The following is a 20,154-nucleotide window of genomic DNA, read 5'->3' on the forward strand; positions in this document are numbered from 1 at the left end:
TGGCGTGAATTGCTGCTTGCCTATCTCTGGCAAGCAGCTCAACGGGCGGCTATTCTGTGCGAAGATGTCGAATAGCGCCACTAAGCGAGTCAACATTCTCTTTCAAATTAGAGACAATCGGACCTAATTGCTCAATTGCCTCGTTCATATCACTCGACAAGTTCTTTATATTCGATAAGTTGCCAGAAATCTCGTCACTAACAGATAACTGCTCTTCGGTCGCGGAGGCAATCGAAGTATTGAGGCGATGTATTTCCACCGCCGACTCTTTGATCGTCCCCAGGGCATCATTCGCTGTGGTCATATTATCCCGTGTGGATGAGATCTTTTCTGCATTGACGCGGATGGTTTGTGTCGACCGCTCGGCTTTCCCTTGTAAACCACCGATCATTTCCTCAATCTCGCCAGCCGACTTTTGCGTGCGCTGTGCAAGTGACCTAACTTCATCCGCTACCACCGCAAAGCCGCGGCCTTGGTCACCTGCACGTGCTGCCTCAATAGCCGCATTAAGGGCCAACAAGTTTGTTTGCTCGGCGATGCCTTTAATCACATCCAGCACATTACCCACATTAGTAGATTCATCGGCAAGCTCTTGGATCACCTCTGATGTCTTTTTGAATTCAGTTTCTAAACTGCCAAACTCGACCATGGTTTTATCGAACACATCTTTACTAGTGGTGGTTTCTTTCTCAGTACTACCTGCGTACTTTTCTGCCATGGAGGTGTTCTCCGCCACCGTGGCAAGGGCAGAGGTCATTTCTTCCATGGCCGTGGCACCCATCTCGAGCTCTTGGTTTTGCTGGTTAGATATTTTGGCATTTTTACTGGTAATATCGACCAAACTATCCGTAATCTGAGCGATCATATGATTAACGTCATTAATTTTATTAATCGTCGATGAGTAACTTCCGATAACTTTATTAACAGTATTACCAATCGTGCCAATTTCATTCTTTTTACTATCGTCGACTCGCAACGTAAGATCTGAATTATCATCTACTTTTTTTAGCGTGGATGCCATCCTATCGATTGGATTAACAACCGTTCGTTTCGTGATGATGTATCCCAAAATCGCAATTACGATCACCACTGCTAACGAGATATTGCCGATGAGCACCGTTTTTTTGACACTCGCTGCTGCCTCGTTAAACTGTGCATCCGTTCGCTGTTCCAACGCAATAAAAAAGCTTTCGATGGGTTTCATGATTTTTGCTTTTTCTTGGTGATACTGCGAGCTATGCAATAGCTCAATCGCCATTTGTTTGTCGGGCTCTCCTCGAACAGTATAATTACCGCTGCTGTCCGGATATAGTCCTTTAACCGCGTTCATGGCTTTGACTTCCATATTCACCAGCCCATCCGAATTGGCCTGAGCCTTTTTGAGTAAATCAAACTCTTTCTCGGTAAAGCCTAAATCTCTCATCCGTTGATTTAACGAAATAGCTTGGCCATCTGGTTTAGGTTTTTGACCATGTTCTAACACTAAGTCCCAGTAGATCGTATGATAGTTAACAGGCCGAGGTTTCTCTCCGTTACGGATAGCAATAATATCCATGTACATTTTTTCGTACTTTTCATCCCCCGTCACCACATACGTTCTTCCTAAGCGGGTCAAGTCATCAGAGCTTTGCCTTAATTCATCAGCCGTTTGATACGATTGATATCGCACCTGAGCCATCTCATCGACTTTATTCATTAGGCCGTTGAGTTGAATAATCGTTATAAAACTAACGACAATCCCTGCCCCAATTATAAAAAACACTAACTTCATGGTGTTATTGATATTCATACCCAACTCCTACCAGTCAACAACAGACAACACCGACCAAAAATCACTACTTTCTTATCGTAGAATAGATTCTTGCCACCGGTTAAAAAGAACTAGACAGGAGTAGTCTCCCCGTCGATTAGTTTTTGATTGATCGATAGAAAATATTCAACGATTAAAGTCAGGGCATAAAGCTTAATCACTTAGAGGTATTTCAAATTAGTCATTTCTATGAAAAACCCAGACAGGCATCAACAGTAAGAGAAATAGAGGTAAGGAGGAAAGCTCAAAGCAGCTGCGGGGATCAAACCAACCATGTACCCCGGCTTGTGTCACCTGCGCTGCCTGTCATCAGTACGTATACTGCGGCGCGTCGCGGACGTTTCTAAGCTGCCTGTGCGGCAGTGAACAATGGTTTACCTTGGCGGTTTCTGGCTCGGCTTTTTAAGCTGCCTATGCGTAGGTCGGACAAGCGCCAACTCGATCGTACAAGCTTGGTGTGATTTGCGCCGCGCGCAGTGCAACTGGCGCCAGTTGCACTGCGCCATCCGACATTGAGGCCAACGATTAACCCCTGTCGTGACAGGCGCCCGTTGGAAATGTGCACCTATCCAACACCGTGCTGGGGCTTGTGTCACCTACGCTGCCTGTGCGGCAGTGAACACTCAGGGCGTCTACGTATCCAATACTGGATTTTTCTAAGCTGCCTGTGCGGCAGTGAACGTTTTCTTCTCTCGCTTTAGCCTCCGCCTCTATTTCTAAGCTGCCTGTGCGGCAGTGAACCTAGAGCACGCGATTAAGACTGGTCAAGTTGATTTCTAAGCTGCCTGTGCGGCAGTGAACCTTGCCGCGAATCCTAACGCCTGAATTTCCCCTTTCTAAGCTGCCTGTGCGGCAGTGAACACCCCCCGCTGATGAAACGCGACCGCCCGCCATTTCTAAGCTGCCTGTGCGGCAGTGAACCGCTCAATGGCGAGCCGGACATTGCGCCAAACTTTCTAAGCTGCCTGTGCGGCAGTGAACGCTAGGGCGTAGTCTGAGCCTATGTTCTGCTTTTTCTAAGCTGCCTGTGCGGCAGTGAACATCAGGCATAAAAAAAGCCCCGACCGGGTTAATTTCTAAGCTGCCTGTGCGGCAGTGAACGGTAATACAAACGTGCCGGTGAATGCGTTTGATTTCTAAGCTGCCTGTGCGGCAGTGAACCCCCGCGTGAGCATCCCGCGCCGTTTCGCGGTTTTCTAAGCTGCCTGTGCGGCAGTGAACATAGAGTTTTACAGAGAGGCAGAGCACGTCGATTTCTAAGCTGCCTGTGCGGCAGTGAACAATTCGAGCATGACCATGCTAAATACGGGACGTTTCTAAGCTGCCTGTGCGGCAGTGAACAGGCACCTGCCCTTTTTTTTGCTTGAAAGTATTTTCTAAGCTGCCTGTGCGGCAGTGAACATAGACATTAAAAGCGGCATTATTCGCGCGTCTTTCTAAGCTGCCTGTGCGGCAGTGAACCTGGAAAGTGGGGCGATACGGTGCGCGTGAAATTTCTAAGCTGCCTGTGCGGCAGTGAACACGATAAGGCGTTAGTCGATAAAAAGCGCATCTTTCTAAGCTGCCTGTGCGGCAGTGAACAATATTGCGATCAGCCGATTGATGATGGCCAATTTCTAAGCTGCCTGTGCGGCAGTGAACAGAAACAGAGCAACCTAGAGCCTTTGCGGTCTTTTCTAAGCTGCCTGTGCGGCAGTGAACGCGCGGCTTTGGCGCGACGGCCACCGCGAAACTTTCTAAGCTGCCTGTGCGGCAGTGAACGCTACGCGGCAAAGGGACAGAACGCAGAGCAATTTCTAAGCTGCCTGTGCGGCAGTGAACTTTGTGCTCGCTGTTTCGCGCCATGCCATTATTTTCTAAGCTGCCTGTGCGGCAGTGAACATAGCGCCTCGTGCAAATGCTTCACGCAACAATTTCTAAGCTGCCTGTGCGGCAGTGAACTGAGCGGTAGCCTGACTCAAACGCTTCTTTGGTTTCTAAGCTGCCTGTGCGGCAGTGAACGGCCAATGTCTTTGCGCTCAATGGTCGTGAAATTTCTAAGCTGCCTGTGCGGCAGTGAACCTGATCACGACTCAGGTTCGTCGCGTCATCATTTTCTAAGCTGCCTGTGCGGCAGTGAACCCTTGCATTGTCTTGTTTAGGTCTTTCATAACTTTCTAAGCTGCCTGTGCGGCAGTGAACTGTGCGCCGCTGTCCGTATCTAAGCGCGTTTCTTTCTAAGCTGCCTGTGCGGCAGTGAACACTTGCAGGTGCTGCCAGTGTTCCAGTTGAACTTTCTAAGCTGCCTGTGCGGCAGTGAACGCCGAGTTGTGGCGACTCGACTTTTTTAGGGATTTCTAAGCTGCCTGTGCGGCAGTGAACCGTACAGATCCATGTCGAACGTATACCAGTCTTTTCTAAGCTGCCTGTGCGGCAGTGAACCTCTTCGCAGATGACATGCGCTGCATCTTCGGTTTCTAAGCTGCCTGTGCGGCAGTGAACAGTATGAAGCGTTGGCGGGTAAAAAGCCCCACTTTCTAAGCTGCCTGTGCGGCAGTGAACAAGATCGCGTGTTACCACAAGCGCAGCCGTTATTTCTAAGCTGCCTGTGCGGCAGTGAACGTAAATCCCGTCCACATATCCGCCACCTGTGCTTTCTAAGCTGCCTGTGCGGCAGTGAACCGATTAGCCAGGCATTAGAAACCAGCATCACATTTCTAAGCTGCCTGTGCGGCAGTGAACCTTGGCCGTCTAGAGTCATACCAAATCGTTCATTTCTAAGCTGCCTGTGCGGCAGTGAACCATGATGATTGACGCTTTCCGCACGCTTTTTTTTTCTAAGCTGCCTGTGCGGCAGTGAACTTTCATAGCCGACCAGCCCCACGCCTAACCGTTTTCTAAGCTGCCTGTGCGGCAGTGAACAAGAATATACCAAGTTATTGAAACTCCGTACATTTCTAAGCTGCCTGTGCGGCAGTGAACCTGGTTACGCTGTAACTCGTGGCGCTGGGATATTTCTAAGCTGCCTGTGCGGCAGTGAACGGTTGATATCTTGTTTTGCACTATGAGCCTTATTTCTAAGCTGCCTGTGCGGCAGTGAACAATAGAATAACGTAATAATCGTCAGTAACAACAGGCCATTAGGATAAAAATCGCCTTTTACCCTTGTTAAAAATGGCCTGCCGTAACTAACTGTATTTCCTGTCTATTTTTAAAGAGCCCAAAAAGAAGGGGTAAAGAGGGGTTTCCCCCTCAAAAACACGGTACCGCTGATTGCTGATCGGGTTCTCGTCGGCTGAGCCCATAACAGGTGAACGGTTGGTCCTTGTTTGGCGGCTTTTTGGTTGTTTCCCGCTCGATGTACAAAGCAAACTCGGTATTTGGCTGCCCTGCTCGTTTTTGGCTCGAAAGGCTGGTCACTTGAATAAAAGGCAGTGACCAGCGTTTGTCGTCCGTTTTAATGTTTTCCAACAAACGACGCTTTACTTCCTCCTCATCGTACCCATTTTTGCTGGCAATCGCGCCCGCGCGCCGGTCGAGGTTTTTATACAGTCGCTGCGGCGATTTGTAGTTCCAGCGTTTGAAGTAGGCATAGTCTTGCACCCCGTCTGGTACCGGCTTAACCGCTTTAACATGTACATAATCGGTCAAGCGAGACAGCCACCGATGAATATTAAGCTGCTCAAATTCTGCCTCTGTTTGTGCAAACAAGCGCAATCGGTGGCCGAGTGGGAAATCACCTTGGCGATAGTCCGGAAACCCCACCGCAATGGCTGACTGATTCGGCCCGATTTTGTTTTCTGCTAAGGCGATATGCACTTGCTGAAACACCTTGTGCCAGAGAAAATCTGCCGAAATATCGGTGTCGGGCAACAAGGTGATATCAATGTAATACTGCATTGTGCCTCCTTATGCGCCAAACACGCCGCCGCGGATCAGCATCGCCATAATGTAATGCTGCTGTTCAAGCGTTGGGGTTTTGTCTTTTAACATCCATCCATCGAGCAAGTTGTAAAAGTCGTTCTTTTCTTTTGGCTGACGATACGCCGCCCCGCGGTTAGTCACCGAGCCATAGGGTTCGATGGCGATCGCGCCGACTTCGTCATAAGCAGGATGCCAAGTATCAATGGTGCGCAGCGCGTTGCCGATTTTTTGTGAGTGCATCGCGGCTTGGCCATCTAATTGATACAAGAACTTGCTTTTATCGCCTTTACCGCCGCCCATTACCAGCTCTTGAGAGGGGTAGACCGCTTGCCCCTCGCCCAGTTGGCAGTAGGCTTCAACATGGATAAGCGCATGCGCTTCTGTCAGGCCATATTGGATCACCTCTGCTAGCGCGGTGACATCTGGGTGCGTGTCAAAATCACGTAGGCTGAATTCATAACTATCAAAACTAATTTGCTTCTCGCCTGCGGTGACCACCACCTTAACTTGCTCGGCACCGACACGGTTGCGCCACAAAAAACGCCCATTAGCAATGTTGTGTGCATAACGTTGCGCCAGCTCTTTAAAACCGGTTTCTGATTGATAGTCACGCACTTTATCGGCTAACGCTTGCTGATAGTCTGGATTATTACAGGTTGACGGTACATGCAGTCCGCTGAGCACGCGCAGTGAGAACGTCACTTTGAGCGTATCAGCATCATGCGGTAGTGCCGCAACATCAACCGTTTGTAGGTTTGGTTTAGATACTTCCGCATCCAGCTTGGCGGGATCATTGGCGGTGGCCGCTTTTAAGCGGTTAGAGATGGTGCCTCGCACTGATTTCTCGCCTACTTGAATAGATTGCCAATCGCCTTTCTCCCAGTTGCCGGCATACAGTAGTGCATCCGAAGGCACCAGTTTCGCTTCAAAGGCAAGCACGGAAGGGGTAGTCAGTTTTTTATCAGCCATGATGAAATCTCCTTAATTACAAAAAGTCGGGGTCAAAGTCAGTGTCGTCATCGGTTGTGGGCACGACGTCAGGTTCAATGGGTTCGGCATGCGTCGCTGTCGTCACACGGGCAAGGTACCAAGGATGCTCACCGTGATAACGCCAGCATGCCTCGTCGATATCGGTGATCCGGTGGACGCTGCGCCACTCACCCACGCTGTACGCCGCTTCCACAAAACTTACCGGTACCTCTGGATCGCGCACATTAGCGACCTCGCCTGCGGCATAACAAGGGGAAATTGCGCGGTAGCCCGTCATAATCGGCACAAAGTATCCTGGTTCAGTTTTTTTCACGCGCTGCCATTGTGCCGAAACGGGTTGGTTATCGTCGTCAGGTGCGCTTTCATTATCGGCGACGGCTTGGTACGTCAACATGGCAAACTCACACCAAGCATCAAATAAGCTGGCCTGCGCATTGTGTTGCAATAGCTGTTGATGATGCTGGGCGAGATAATCATGTCTATCACAAAGGACAAAGCCCGGCATGAGACGGCGCAACGCTTTTTTCTGCATACTTGCATCCGCGAGCAGTTCAATCTCACCAATGGTTAAGATTTGCCCACCTGCAAGCCGTCGCTGAGGCGCTAAATCTTTCACCGCCGCGATCAACTGTGCTGCGGCGGCTTTATCACCGGCTATCAGCCCCTCAACCTCAATCAGCAAAGAGATTTGCATATTCATGCGTCCTTCTTCATTGATCGATGCTGTCTCACCTTTGGCGTTCACCGGATTGCGGGTTAAGGCAAAAACATAGTCGCCCCACCCTGTGGGCTGCCGTGCATGAACGTTGTTTTTATGGCTCACCACGGTCACACCACCCAAACGCAATCCCATCGCATCGGGGAGTTGACGTGATAGCGCATGGGCAAAACCGAGAAAGTGCGTGATCGCCGGAAAACCATAAGTCAGCCCTGCGATCGCGTTCGCGTTTTGCACCTCAATGTGCTTAAGCAATAAATACTGTGCCATTATCGGGTCTCCTCAAATTGAGGCGTGTCGCGCTCAAACGCTTTTAGTTGGGTTAGGAACACTTTGCGGATGTAATTGAACTCCGTACCCCCAAGCAGGTAGTGTTTTTTGTCCTCAAGCTGGCGCAGTAACCAAGCAGCAAAATCAGAGGCGACAGTGTCCAGCCAGTCTTGTGCCTCACGCTCACGCTGAAATTGCGCGTCGGGGTTGTACACATCCAGCCAAAGTGCGTGTTCACGTTTTAGTCGGCATGCCTTATCATCAGCGCCTTTGCTCCAACCGGCTGAGACTTGCTGCTGAACCCGCGCGGCATAGTCAAACACCACGTCAGTGAGTGGCAGAATAAAGTCATGATCACGACGATAACGGGTGGCAAAGTTGCGGTCCCGTTCGGTCAGGCTTGCCAGAAAGGCGCGAAAATCGTGAAGCAAATGGCTGGCTTGGTAGGCTAAACGGCGGTTGAAGATGCTGGTTTGCTTGCTTGGATCCTCCGGCTGCTGCTGATAGCTTGGCGGCGCAGCATGGAGCAAAAAGCCCTCACCATGACGCTCACTATTAAGCTGTGACACGTTTTGCGGTTTAGAGCCGCCAAAGGTTTGTTTAACGGTACGCGGAAACGCTTTTAACGACTCTGGATGATAATGCTGTTTGTTCTTTGCCTCGCGAATCGCTTTAACTTTCTCCCCAAACCGTGTCGCACGCACCTTGGCGTACAGTGTGTGCGCAAGGCTGGATGAATATAGCGGGCACAGCAGGTGATACTCACCTTCATTCACCGGAAAATAGGTTTGCTTAATTAAATTATGGGCTGACAACGTCTGATCATTCAAAGCAAGTGAAAATCCCGCACGCCAAGTCTCTAGCAAGGTAACGTCATCCGTGAGTGGCTTAAGCGCGTTGATATGGCCGGCTTGCAATTGAGAAATAAGCGACTCACCTTCCACAGTGACTTTTAAAAAACGTGCCACATCCATAGCAGCCGCATTGCCGACTGCATCAATGGCTTTCTCGGTCAGCGAATAGCTGGTGAGGTAGCTAGACTCGCTCTTATCGACCTCAGTGACCAGCATACTCGTTGCTTTAGCATCGCCGTGAGTAAATTTAGGGCAATGGGTGGCGAGGCTGATTTGCTTGGCCCGTCTCGCGGCGTCTGTAATCCAGCGAATTGGCTCATACTTCGCTTCGATCGGCGCGGCTTTTTCCGCGTAATCGGCATTAGCGATCGCCACTTGCTCTTCGCTGGCGGCGGCTTTTAGGGCCTTATTAAGCGCCTTTTGCTCGGGATCGAGCTTAACCTGCTTATTCTGTTCGATATCATCTAGCAACTTTTCGTTCAGGCTGTGTTCCATAAGCGCTTCCTTTTATCCTTCAAGACAACAGTGTCTAACTTACCGCCACTAGAAGCGCACATCAACAGCCTTATAGTGTCTATCAAAAATAAAATAATTTGATGGATAGTGATCAAGGTCAGGTTTGAGCTAAGGAACCAAACTCCGTTATACTATTGGCTCTATCGCATCGATAGCTTAGAAATTATATTGTTTTTCAAACGGTTACACTGCCGCATAGGCAGCTTATTTCTGAGGGCAATACACGTTGCCCTCTTTTTATTCCCGATAAGCACCCAGCTGTGGATGCCAACACCAAGTGATGTTTTGGCCTTCTCGCTCAGCCGCGAGGCGTATTTCGCCCAAATGCTGGCTCGCTTCTTTAACCGGCCACCCCAATTGGTCAGCAAAGCGCTGATAGACGGCCTCCGGATTAACGTCAAACCACCAGTGGCAACCGGCTGCCATGGACGTTTCGACAGGTTTAAAGCGATATGAGTGATCAGCGTATTGGTAGGGGTAACGTGAGGTATCTAACTGCTGCCAATCTAGCTTGTCATCGTCGTTATACGCCAGCACAAAGCTTTCTTGGGGCTGGCTGTGACGAAACGGGGTGCGACGGATCAGTTCGCCGCTCCAGCTGGCATGTTTACCGGGAAAACGAAGCCCGGCAGCTTGACTGCTCAGTGTTTCATTCCACCACAGCTCGGCTTCCTTACCGGTTCGGAAGAAGTCAGGTTGGTACTTTTCCCCGCCCGTCAGCTCTAATGTAAAGCGCAATGCTCGGTGCTCTTGTACGCCCCAGTGGCTCACCGGCTTGGCCTCTATTTTTTTCGGCAAAGCAAACTCAAAGGCGCATTTTTCCAGCTTAGGAACTTCCTGAATACGCGGTGTGGCGGAAATTGCCGTTAGCCCTTCATCAAGCGTGACCTTGTAACCTTTTTCGAGCGGGACAGCCGCGCTTTCAAAGCCTGGCTTACAATAAGCGGGATGCTTGCCTTTTAACGCACGGACGTTCTGCTCGAGCACATGAATATTGGCGGTCGCCGGCGCTTGCTGTCGGTGACGTTGTACCCGCCCCGCCAACTGAATTAAGGCACGCATTGAACTCGGCTCGGCAATGGCCCAGTCGTAATCGTGATCGCGCCCGACTTCCACCACCGCCGTGCCCACCACCACAAACATCAGATGGTTGGCATCACAGTGTTCAATGGCATGGCGAATCTCCGGCTGTTCGAAAATCGCCGCTTCATCATGGCGATTTAACGCCGCATCAAGACGACTTTCTCGATAAGACCGCAACGCCAGCGGAAACTGGGAGTGGTACGGGCAAACAAAGAGCGCATGATCCGGATCTGGCGAGATTTGCACCAGCGCGCGGGTCAGCGCTACCATCGGATCGATATTGGCCATGCGCACCACGCCTATCGACACTGTTTTGCCGGATGCATGAGTTTGGTGATGCGCATGGTGCAGCTGATGAATATGGGTATGGATAAGTTGCGCTAGCGGCCCAAAATCGAGGTTAGGTTCGCTGGATATTGGGGGAGCAGCCAGAGAGGTAATCGCGGAGGTGTCTACCGTCTTCCCTTTGCGTAGCACCTGTTGCTCGCCCTCTAATCGCTTAACGCGTTTTGAGACAAAATCACGGTGGTAAGTCACGTAATCGGTTTTGCTCGTTACCGTCTGGATCTCGCTGGTAAATTCATCAAACCAGCCGCAAATCACAGGTGCACCGTCAGCGCCGTTTGTCGTCGCGCTGTCACCAAACTGGGCATGATTAAACTGCGCCCTGCCCGCACGATAGGCATCAAACAAGCTTTTTACTAACGAAGGCGGCAAGGTCGCCGATGAGAGCAGCACCCGTGACCCTAACATGCCTGCCCAGTTCACCAAGCGGCACAGCGCCGGTAAGTCTTCAAGACCAAAATCATCGGGCTCATCAAGGACTAAGTCAGTACTGAGCAGACGTAACATGGGCGCAATTTGATGACCGCCGCGCAGGCTTTCAGTAGCGGGCATCAGGTGATCAATCGTGCTCACTAACACTGGCGCACTGACCAATTTCTCCAGCTTAGGCTGATTATTCAGCCAGTGTTTCAATCGGCCATCGTAGATTTGCCCTTCGTAGCTAATAAACAGTTGCTCGAGAAAGTCTTCGGTAGACTCACTGCCGCCGGAAGACTGATATGACGTATTTTGCGCCTCGTGCAAGCGTTGGATCGCTTGCGAGCCAACGAGCACAGCCAACTCGTCATCGCCAAGTTTCAGCAAGTCGCGATACGCATCGCCGGTTTGCAAGGTCAATGTTCTCAACCCGAGCGCCACCGAGAAACGGCACCCCTGCCAAGGATCGGATAACGCATACATAATGCGCGCATTGGCGATGGTTTTCCCACAACCTGTCGACGCCATATTAATGCCGAAAAAGCCCTGCGTTTCCGACTGAGTGGCTATGGTTTTGGTTTTCCGATAAGCGATATCTTGCCAGTGATACTTCTCTTGTTCGGCGCTTTGGCTAAAACGGCGGTGCTGGGCAATCGCCGGCAATGTCCATTTAAGTGAGGGTAAATTCTCCGCAAAGCGTCTCGCATTAATGGCCACGCCGATGTTGTGTTCATCTAACTGTTGTTTAGGTGGCGCGTTTTTGCGCTTGCCTTGAGACTGGTCTGTGTTAGCAATAGGCGCGTAGTGGCCATCGCGCCATTTGGGTTTGGACTTTTCCAACGGAAGCGACGAATAATAGCGATCCGCCAGCATTAATGATAAACGTGCCATATGGCTGACAAACCGCTGCGATAACCAATCAACTTGTCCATGAGCGCTCCACGAATATTGGCGGGCACGCTGGGCCAATTGACGCGCTTTGTGTTGCCAAGGCTGGCTTAAAAACGGGGTGCCATTGGGAAAGCACCAGTTGTCGACAAGCGCTTGCGGATCATATTTAGCGAGGTCAAGTGCGTTGGGCGCATTCCAGTGGCTGCCAAAGCAACGGCTCAGCCATTGGTCAATTTGCGATAGCTCAACGGGTGCTTCGCCATCATCATAGTTCACCGGCAACCGATGGTGCGACACAATCAGCCAAGCCACGATACGTGCAAATGGCGATAAATCATCAAAGACCGGCTGATAGCCGTCTGTTTCAGTAAACAGTCGTGCCAGTATCTCTGCCTCATGCTCGACAGCCGTTTCAGGCGTCAGCTCGCTGAGTTCATCAAGCCATTGCTGATCCTTTTTGCCCTTGGCAAACGCCTCAAACAAACGCAAGGATACCCACTCATGACGATACGGTTCACCTTGGTGTGTCGTTTGGCCGCGAAGCTTTTGCTGAAACAACGCATTGGCTTTGCCAAAATCGTGAAACAATCCCGCCATGGCCGTTGCCAGCACAATCACCTCATTAAGCTGCCAGCCCTGCTCCCATTCTTTGTGGCTAAGATCAAGCTCAGTGCGATTGACCGGTACATTGCCTTCTAAGTTAAACTTGCGGCGGTTACCCACAATCCACACCAGTTGGCTATGGGTTCTCGAACGAACCCAATGACAACTGACGGCGGTGCTGCGGCTGGCGGTTTTGCTCAGCATTTTTCGCACCGTGTTTAGGCCATCGTCGGTGATCAGCGTTTGCCAGGTGTTGTCACCAATTCGGTTAGCAAAGGCATCGAGCACGCGGCGGGTTTTCTTCAGTGCCTTTTTCTCGCACTGAGAAATAAAGGTCACCATCATCGTTGCTGCTCCGTTATCTCATCCTCAGAGAAATCTTGCAGCGCAATGGCTTTGATGGTGTTGAACATAAAGTCCATCGCTTTGTGTTCAATAAAGGCTTGCAGGACTTGCTGGCGAAATTCTTGTTCGGTGGCGTTTTCTTTGGCGCATACAAACGCCCAAGGCAGCACGATGGCATCTTTGATTAGGTCAGCGGCATCAAACACCAGCGCGCCGCGACGGGTTTTGCCATGCATCACCGCAAATCCGTGCGGGATCCCGAGCACCCACAAACAGCTCGCCGCCAAGCCATAGGCTAAGTAGTTGCCATGATTTAAAAAGCGGTTGGCGAGATCGTCGGCTTCATGCTGGCGTTTAAAGCTGGTTTTTTGGGTGCGGTTGGCGGCGTGCTTGTAGAGCGCTTTGGTCAATTGTGCTTCGGTAAGGAGCAAATCAGCTGACTTGCTGGCCGTCTCGGTTCGCTCCACAAAGGTGTCGAGCGCCCCCGCTAGTTCAGCCACATCGAACCCTTCAAGCTTAAGCTCACGGCTCGCTTGCCAGACCTCCTTTAAGTAACTCAGACGTGCCAGCTGAAAAGCCCGTGCAGCGTCCAGTCGCTTTTGATCATCAAACCAAAAGGATAACCAACCTTGCAGATATTCTGTGGGTCGATACTCACTTTGTGGAGTAAACCATTCCACGTCGGTTGCCATATGCAGCGGTGTGCCTCCACCTCCGCAGAATCCAACCAAGACGCCTGCTTGCGAGAGCATACGCATCGCCGCTTGCGTGATTGACGTGCCAGTGCCGAGCAGTAAGACAGTGGTATTAGCAATGGGGATATTAAAATAGAGGTTTTCGCGTTTCGCCTCCGCCAAGTACAACACCCGCCCGTCTTTTTGCATTACACGGCAATGCTCGAGGTAGTACATATTGGCGCGTTTGGAATGAAGGATGGTTTTAAGATCCGAGGGCGATAGATCGTCCATGCGTGTCCCTTTCGTGGTTGTCCCGAGTGACAAAGCAGATCACTCACAAGCGCTAGAAAGGTAACAAAAATAGCAATGCATGCCCGTGAAACAAGGCACAGTTTAGGGTTTGAAGGAAGATCGTAGTCTGCTATCTGTACGATTGTTATGCGAATCAGGTAACACTAATCGCTCAGGATTGCTCGAGGTTATTCGGTATGATGAGTGGATTTTGACTCACAAAAACTTATCATATATGATAATAAGAAGTGAAGGATGCACTGGAACATTGTTTTTTACCCAGGCGTAGAAGAGAGCATTCTCAACATGCCTCCTAAGATTCAAGCGCGAATGCTCAAGCTGCTCGAACTAATAGAAAAACATGGCGCAAACTTGGGTCCTCCTCACACAGAATCAATAGGTAACGGCCTGTTTGAAATTCGCGCCAAAGCAAAAGAGGGAATCGGACGAAGTCTATTCTGTTATTTAGACGGTCCCAACATCTATGTCCTTCATGCATTTGTGAAGAAAAGCCAAAAGACACCAAAGAAAGACTTAGCATTGGCAACAGGGCGTATGAGAGAGGTGAAAAATGAATAGCTTACAGGCATTAAAAGCGAGAGCATTACAAAACCCAGACGTGAAACAAGCATACGATGAATTGACGCCTGAGTTTGAATTGATAGATATGTTGCTCAGTATGCGTAAGCAGGCGGGGCTAACTCAACGAGAGGTTGCAGAACGTATGGGGACGAAAGAAGGCAATATTTCTCGACTTGAAAAAGGGAAAGGCAATCCAACCGTTAAAACCCTGTTTAACTATGCAAAAGCATGCAATTGCAAGCTTAACTTTGGCTATAAACATGCGTCAAATTAACGTGTATGGTCATTGCTAGTCATACGCTTTTGTTGATATTGAACCATCCCCCTACTTCCTCTATGCCACGACCCACTAACAATGAACTGGTATCAAAAAAAGTAACTATTTCAGTGTCTAAGCTGCCTATGCGGCAGTGAACATAGCAAAGAATTTGAAGGAAGATCGCATTAGTAGTGCGTATGTCAGTAGTTATCAATCACAATGAACGCACTAACCAATAGTGAAATGGTTAATAATGTCCATTTCTTTATGAGGAACACCAATGATATCAATTGCATGGCGTCGGATAAGATAAAAGACAAGATGTTGTCCTTCAGGAAAGCAATAGTATCCGTCTTCAATGTCTGTTCTATGCTGGCCTAGTTGCGGGTTCTCTGCTAGTGTCAACGCCAGTTAAACCGCGTAGCTAGGCGCTTTAAATAAGTGTTACGCTGTGCTTTTCCCCATTTACGCTCAGTGTAACGACCAATATTTTTAAGATCATCACGTGCTCTGGGCGTAATACGAACCTGCTTTTTTGTTTGGCTCGCCGTCAAGATTCTGTGTCCAAGTCGTTAATCAGTTCATCCATTGAAAAGTCATCGACAAACGTGTCACTGGCTGCCTGTTGAGCCCCCTCATCAAGATGTGCGCGCAACACATCCAATTTGGTTTTGCGTTCCTCAAGCGTGCGTAATGCATCACGAACAACCTCGCTAGCAGAGCCGTACCGGCCACTTGCTACCTCGTTTTTAATAAACACTTCCCAGTGCTCCCCTAAGCTTAAACTTGTTGTTGCCATAACTATCGCACTTATTCATAAATATGAATAATGAATATAGCGCTTTTTGTAAGTGACTCCCAACTTTTTGACTCATATTGATTCAGCCGAACAACGTTGGATTTACAGCAGCACACATAAGACTTCTCATTCAAGCTTGGTATGACTTACGCTATGCACCATCGTCGTCAAATTAGCACTGATCGTGACAGGCGCCCGTTGGCAATTTGCACATATCCAACACCGTGCCGGGGCTTGTGTCACCCACGCCAATGGTATCATCGGGCCAAAAGTGGCTGTTCCGATAACCAATGTAAGCCAATGGCACCGCCGATATTAAAGTTCGCGTAGGTCGGCATAAGCGCCAACTCGATCGTACAAACTTGGTGTGATTTACGCCGCGCGCCATCCGACATTGAGGCCAACGATTAACCTCGATCGTGGCAGACGGCCAGGTCGTTAATCTTTTCTAAGCTGCCTGTGCGGCAGTGAACGAACGAGGGGTTGAATATGAACACCTGGAAACTTTCTAAGCTGCCTGTGCGGCAGTGAACTATCGATACCTCGTTGTTTGCCTTAATTTGATTTCTAAGCTGCCTGTGCGGCAGTGAACTTGTCGTCGCTTTTCTTTGGCTTTACCGGCTTTTTCTAAGCTGCCTGTGCGGCAGTGAACGTGAAACCGCTTCTGACAAAATTACCTTCAAATTTCTAAGCTGCCTGTGCGGCAGTGAACCACGCGCGGTGCGTCGTGCGGCGGAATCGCTGTTTCTAAGCTGCCTGTGCGGCAGTGAACTGAATGAGTGCGCGTCAGATGAATTTTCATGGTTTCTAAGCTGCCTGTGCGGCAGTGAACTCAGAGCTGGCGGGCGTCTTTTACAACTCATTTTTCTAAGCTGCCTGTGCGGCAGTGAACGCCGCTTCTTTTAGCTGCGTGATTTCAGTAATTTTCTAAGCTGCCTGTGCGGCAGTGAACTCTGTCACCAAATCGGCTGCACGCGCTGGATATTTCTAAGCTGCCTGTGCGGCAGTGAACTTAAGCACCAAAAGACGGGGAAAATCTCAGTTTTTCTAAGCTGCCTGTGCGGCAGTGAACTACACCCAATAAAATAACTGCACATCACTTTTTTTCTAAGCTGCCTGTGCGGCAGTGAACACTAACCCACAGACGGGTGAAGTGACGAAAACTTTCTAAGCTGCCTGTGCGGCAGTGAACCAGTGCTCAAAGCGCTGCAAGATAATTTTGCGTTTCTAAGCTGCCTGTGCGGCAGTGAACGCCCTGCTCAAACTCTTACCTTGTGAATACAGTTTCTAAGCTGCCTGTGCGGCAGTGAACCTATAACGTTTGGTTAGGGCCCATCGCTTGATTTTCTAAGCTGCCTGTGCGGCAGTGAACACCACGGTTCACCATCTCTGGCTGGCCTTTAGGTTTCTAAGCTGCCTGTGCGGCAGTGAACATATTCGATCGTCGCGTCGATGCTCATACGTGCTTTCTAAGCTGCCTGTGCGGCAGTGAACTTATCGGTTATGACTCCTTAAAAGTCGTCTTCTTTCTAAGCTGCCTGTGCGGCAGTGAACTAACAGTGATATTAAGCTCATGTTTGTTTATCTTTCTAAGCTGCCTGTGCGGCAGTGAACGTCGGGCTCGAAGATCTGATGGCGCGCAAACTGTTTCTAAGCTGCCTGTGCGGCAGTGAACGACGGCTTACCGCCAAAAGGCGAAAAGTACCATTTCTAAGCTGCCTGTGCGGCAGTGAACACAATGGTGCCGTTGCACGAATCCTGCGACACTTTCTAAGCTGCCTGTGCGGCAGTGAACTTGCATACGGCTGAGCTTCAATGGACGACTATTTTCTAAGCTGCCTGTGCGGCAGTGAACGGATTTGAGCGAATGAGCGCATCTAGTTTATCTTTCTAAGCTGCCTGTGCGGCAGTGAACTACCTCGAAAGCAATCCATTCGAGAAAATAAATTTCTAAGCTGCCTGTGCGGCAGTGAACATTCGCTTTCTCTCTTTTCTATGTTCAGTAAATTTTCTAAGCTGCCTGTGCGGCAGTGAACCCGCCAAATAAGTGAAAACGTCTGTCGCTATATTTCTAAGCTGCCTGTGCGGCAGTGAACACGACCATAGGTTGCCTTAGTTAGATCGGGAATTTCTAAGCTGCCTGTGCGGCAGTGAACGTAACACTGTCCGCGACCACTTGCGCCAAGGTTTTCTAAGCTGCCTGTGCGGCAGTGAACAGTATCTTGTAAATGCACTGGCGTATCTCAGCTTTCTAAGCTGCCTGTGCGGCAGTGAACCATCGAGATTGTCTGATATTGCGGCAGTGGCTTTTCTAAGCTGCCTGTGCGGCAGTGAACATGCTGATCCGCTGCGTGGTGTGCCAGCAGGTTTTCTAAGCTGCCTGTGCGGCAGTGAACAATCCAGCGCAATGCCAACGAGTGCTGTGTTTTTTCTAAGCTGCCTGTGCGGCAGTGAACTTTAAGGTGTTGAATGCAGAGATTTTAATATCTTTCTAAGCTGCCTGTGCGGCAGTGAACTAAAAAGCGCGTTAATGCGTAGCGCGTCAAATTTTCTAAGCTGCCTGTGCGGCAGTGAACGACGTTTGTGACGATAAAAGAAACTCAAGGGTTTTCTAAGCTGCCTGTGCGGCAGTGAACAATAGAATAACGTAATAATCGTCAGTAACAACAGGCCGTTAGGATAAACATCATCTTTTACCCTTGTTAAAAATGGCTTTTCGTAACTATCTGTATTTAATGTTTATTTTTAAAGAGCCCAAAAACAAGGGTAACAGTATTGATGGGTTAGAAGGAACACGCTGATCGGTTTTTCCGACTCTACGCGTATTATTGGCCACCAGCACAAGGAGACCGACATGGCATTGAACGAACAACCGGGAGAGATTGACCGAATTATAGAAATGGCGTGGGAAGATAGAACCCCGTTTGAGGCGATTGAAGCACTCTATGGGCTACGCCAAGACGATGTGATTGCGTTAATGCGACGTGAATTAAAACCGCGGAGCTTCAAAGTATGGCGCGAACGGACTCGCAGGCGAAAAACTAAACACACCGCCCTGCGTTCGAGGCACGTGATGCGTAGCCATTGTAAGACACAGTACAAACTTAAATCAGCCAAAAAGTGACAATAGTGACAATAGTGACAGCATCACTGGATCGGAATATGGATGAATACAGTCTCTACGCGGTGTTAAACCAAAGTGACAGCTAATTTGTCACTTTCTCGTAACACTCACCGGAGTTATCACCGAAAGCGAGAACATATAAAATAAACCTATTTTTCATGACCTTATAAAGTTAAACACCGACTAATCCAAGCGGTTATCCACAGTTTCTGTTGATAGTAAACGCGTAACCCATGACTTATTTTTTATTTGATTATCAACACATTACAAGCAATAAACGGTTTTTTATAGAAAATTATTGACGGCTGGGCGGATAAAGGTGCAATCCAAACGGTTAATCGAGCCAACGGCGTGCTACTTCCATCAATAACTTATCTTTGTAAGGGTGAGCCAGTAATGTTACTCCGTAAGGTGTGTTTTGATGCTCAAACAACGGGATAGTGAGCTGGGGCAAACCACAAACCTCCGCTAGCGCCATCAGTCGGCGCTGCGATAAATTAAACGCATCACTGTCTGACGCATCCGCAGCACGAGATAAAATGGCGCCCGGTGTGGATGGGAGCAGCAACACCTTATCACTTGGCCACATAGCACAAACGGTATCTCTCAACTGCTTGCGGGTTTTCTTCGCCTGATAATGCGCTTTGTAGTCGACCGCTTGTAAGCGATCTAAATACTGTTGCGTTGAGGTGGGTAAATCAAGCTTGGCCTGTTGCAACCACGTACCATACATCAGCAAAAATTCTTGGCTAGCAATCGACACCTGCGCATTTTCAAGCCGCGACAGCACCAGTTTGTTCATGGCTAGGGTCGACTCTTGCGGTAAGCTTAAACGCTCAAGATGCTGATAAACCTGCGCCATCGCTTCGTCACTGTAAAACAAAGCAAACACCGCTTCGGCGATGACTACGCCCTGGATATTCGTTACCGCAGAGGAAGGCTTGGCGACCAGCTCTTGAAACTGACTGAGCGGGCCAAGTGCCGCGCTGCAGACACCCACATTATCAAAGGTTTCTGCGACAGAGATGATCCCCTGGGTATCGATCAGGCTTGACGTGGGACGATAACCAAACAGGCCGCAGTGTGCTGCAGGGATCCGCACGCCGCCAAATGCATCATTACCAATGCCCAAATCAGCCAATTTTTTTGCCACCGCCACCGCGATACCTGCGTTTGCCCCTCCCACGCGGTACTGACGAAAGTGGGGGTTGCGAAGCTCCGCGTAAAAGGGATTAAAACCGGTAATACTAACGCCTGAGGGGTCCATTTGCAGTTGCCCTATCAGGCTGGCCCCTTGCGCCATCATGGTTTTAACCACCGCAGCGTCTTGGCTGGCGGCGGTGCGTCCCTCAGACCATGAGGGGATCCCGATACCAGCGACATGTTCCTCAACAGACACCGAGTGAGAGACTGCCAGTTTATAACGCCGAAACACCCCATTGAGGCTGTCTTGCCGTGGTGGATCGAATTGGTGCGCAAACATCGCTTGATCGAGCATGTACACAGGCCTCATCAGTCACGCTTATTACTTATGGGTCAGTGTAATACATGGGCATGAAATTAGGCGCACTTTCACGGTTTACCGCACTGATACCTTGGGCGTGTGAACTCGCCGCGTGCGAACTCGCCGCCTGCTAGCTCGCTATCGACTTTTTTGCGATGCGATGTGATAAGCAA

The 20,154-nt window shown here is 49.7% G+C and carries 14 protein-coding genes and 2 CRISPR repeat arrays; of the genes, 3 read left to right on the plus strand and 11 right to left on the minus strand.

Annotated elements, in window-relative coordinates; all coding sequences use genetic code 11:
* Positions 1-49: 49 nt before the first annotated feature.
* The 7 genes from BGL48_RS09910 to cas1f form a co-directional block, all read right to left on the minus strand.
* On the minus strand, positions 50-1,789 hold the full coding sequence (locus BGL48_RS09910; RefSeq protein WP_069362480.1) for a methyl-accepting chemotaxis protein: 1,740 nt from the start codon (positions 1,787-1,789) through the stop codon (positions 50-52).
* Between the two features lie 614 nt (positions 1,790-2,403).
* Positions 2,404-4,891: a CRISPR direct-repeat array (repeat unit 28 nt; unit sequence TTTCTAAGCTGCCTGTGCGGCAGTGAAC).
* 150 nt (positions 4,892-5,041) lie between these two features.
* On the minus strand, positions 5,042-5,689 hold the full coding sequence (gene cas6f, locus BGL48_RS09915) for a type I-F CRISPR-associated endoribonuclease Cas6/Csy4 (protein WP_069362481.1): 648 nt from the start codon (positions 5,687-5,689) through the stop codon (positions 5,042-5,044).
* Positions 5,690-5,698: 9 nt separating this feature from the next.
* Positions 5,699-6,682 carry a type I-F CRISPR-associated protein Csy3 gene (csy3, locus tag BGL48_RS09920; RefSeq protein ID WP_069362482.1) on the minus strand — a complete coding sequence of 328 codons (984 nt, stop codon included), beginning with the start codon at positions 6,680-6,682 and terminating at the stop codon, positions 5,699-5,701.
* A gap of 16 nt (positions 6,683-6,698) precedes the next feature.
* The gene (csy2, locus tag BGL48_RS09925) at positions 6,699-7,691 is read right to left on the minus strand and encodes a type I-F CRISPR-associated protein Csy2 (RefSeq protein ID WP_069362483.1); all 993 of its coding nucleotides are present in this window, start codon (positions 7,689-7,691) and stop codon (positions 6,699-6,701) included.
* The gene (gene csy1, locus BGL48_RS09930) at positions 7,691-9,040 is read right to left on the minus strand and encodes a type I-F CRISPR-associated protein Csy1 (protein WP_069362484.1); all 1,350 of its coding nucleotides are present in this window, start codon (positions 9,038-9,040) and stop codon (positions 7,691-7,693) included. The genes csy2 and csy1 overlap by 1 nt, the downstream gene beginning before the upstream one ends.
* A gap of 258 nt (positions 9,041-9,298) precedes the next feature.
* Entirely contained in the window at positions 9,299-12,745 is a 3,447-nt protein-coding gene (gene cas3f / locus BGL48_RS16490) for a type I-F CRISPR-associated helicase Cas3f (RefSeq protein WP_069362485.1), read from the minus strand.
* A complete protein-coding gene (gene cas1f / locus BGL48_RS09940) occupies positions 12,742-13,713 on the minus strand; it encodes a type I-F CRISPR-associated endonuclease Cas1f (RefSeq protein WP_069362486.1) in 972 nt (323 codons plus the stop codon). The genes cas3f and cas1f overlap by 4 nt, the downstream gene beginning before the upstream one ends.
* 255 nt (positions 13,714-13,968) lie before the next feature.
* On the opposite strand from cas1f, the gene BGL48_RS09945 reads away from it, so the two are divergent.
* Entirely contained in the window at positions 13,969-14,292 is a 324-nt protein-coding gene (locus tag BGL48_RS09945; RefSeq protein WP_069362487.1) for a type II toxin-antitoxin system RelE/ParE family toxin, read from the plus strand.
* Positions 14,285-14,569 carry a helix-turn-helix domain-containing protein gene (locus BGL48_RS09950; RefSeq protein WP_069362488.1) on the plus strand — a complete coding sequence of 95 codons (285 nt, stop codon included), beginning with the start codon at positions 14,285-14,287 and terminating at the stop codon, positions 14,567-14,569. The genes BGL48_RS09945 and BGL48_RS09950 overlap by 8 nt, the downstream gene beginning before the upstream one ends.
* Before the next feature lie 213 nt (positions 14,570-14,782).
* Here the strand turns inward: BGL48_RS09950 and BGL48_RS16610 are convergent, their stop codons facing one another.
* Genes BGL48_RS16610 through BGL48_RS09955 form a run of 3 tightly spaced genes read right to left on the minus strand, consistent with a single transcriptional unit; the run spans position 14,783 to position 15,353 of the window.
* On the minus strand, positions 14,783-14,959 hold the full coding sequence (locus BGL48_RS16610; protein ID WP_218089802.1) for a type II toxin-antitoxin system RelE/ParE family toxin: 177 nt from the start codon (positions 14,957-14,959) through the stop codon (positions 14,783-14,785).
* The gene (locus BGL48_RS16615) at positions 14,956-15,108 is read right to left on the minus strand and encodes a type II toxin-antitoxin system RelE/ParE family toxin (RefSeq protein ID WP_218089803.1); all 153 of its coding nucleotides are present in this window, start codon (positions 15,106-15,108) and stop codon (positions 14,956-14,958) included. The genes BGL48_RS16610 and BGL48_RS16615 overlap by 4 nt, the downstream gene beginning before the upstream one ends.
* A complete protein-coding gene (locus tag BGL48_RS09955; protein WP_069362489.1) occupies positions 15,105-15,353 on the minus strand; it encodes a type II toxin-antitoxin system ParD family antitoxin in 249 nt (82 codons plus the stop codon). Before BGL48_RS09955 ends, BGL48_RS16615 begins: the two co-directional genes overlap by 4 nt.
* Positions 15,354-15,798: 445 nt before the next feature.
* Positions 15,799-17,989: a CRISPR direct-repeat array (repeat unit 28 nt; unit sequence TTTCTAAGCTGCCTGTGCGGCAGTGAAC).
* Positions 17,990-18,207: 218 nt separating this feature from the next.
* Between BGL48_RS09955 and BGL48_RS09960 the strand changes: the two genes are divergently transcribed.
* Positions 18,208-18,477, plus strand: coding sequence for a TIGR03643 family protein (locus BGL48_RS09960; protein ID WP_069362490.1), 270 nt, complete (start codon positions 18,208-18,210; stop codon positions 18,475-18,477).
* A gap of 334 nt (positions 18,478-18,811) precedes the next feature.
* On the opposite strand, the gene BGL48_RS09965 is transcribed toward BGL48_RS09960, so the two are convergent.
* Positions 18,812-19,990 (minus strand): amidase family protein, encoded by a 1,179-nt coding sequence (locus BGL48_RS09965; protein WP_083238525.1) that lies wholly within the window; start codon positions 19,988-19,990, stop codon positions 18,812-18,814.
* Between the last annotated feature and the right edge of the window lie 164 nt (positions 19,991-20,154).

This window comes from Salinivibrio sp. SS3 (assembly GCF_001722105.1).
Classification (GTDB): domain Bacteria; phylum Pseudomonadota; class Gammaproteobacteria; order Enterobacterales; family Vibrionaceae; genus Salinivibrio; species Salinivibrio kushneri.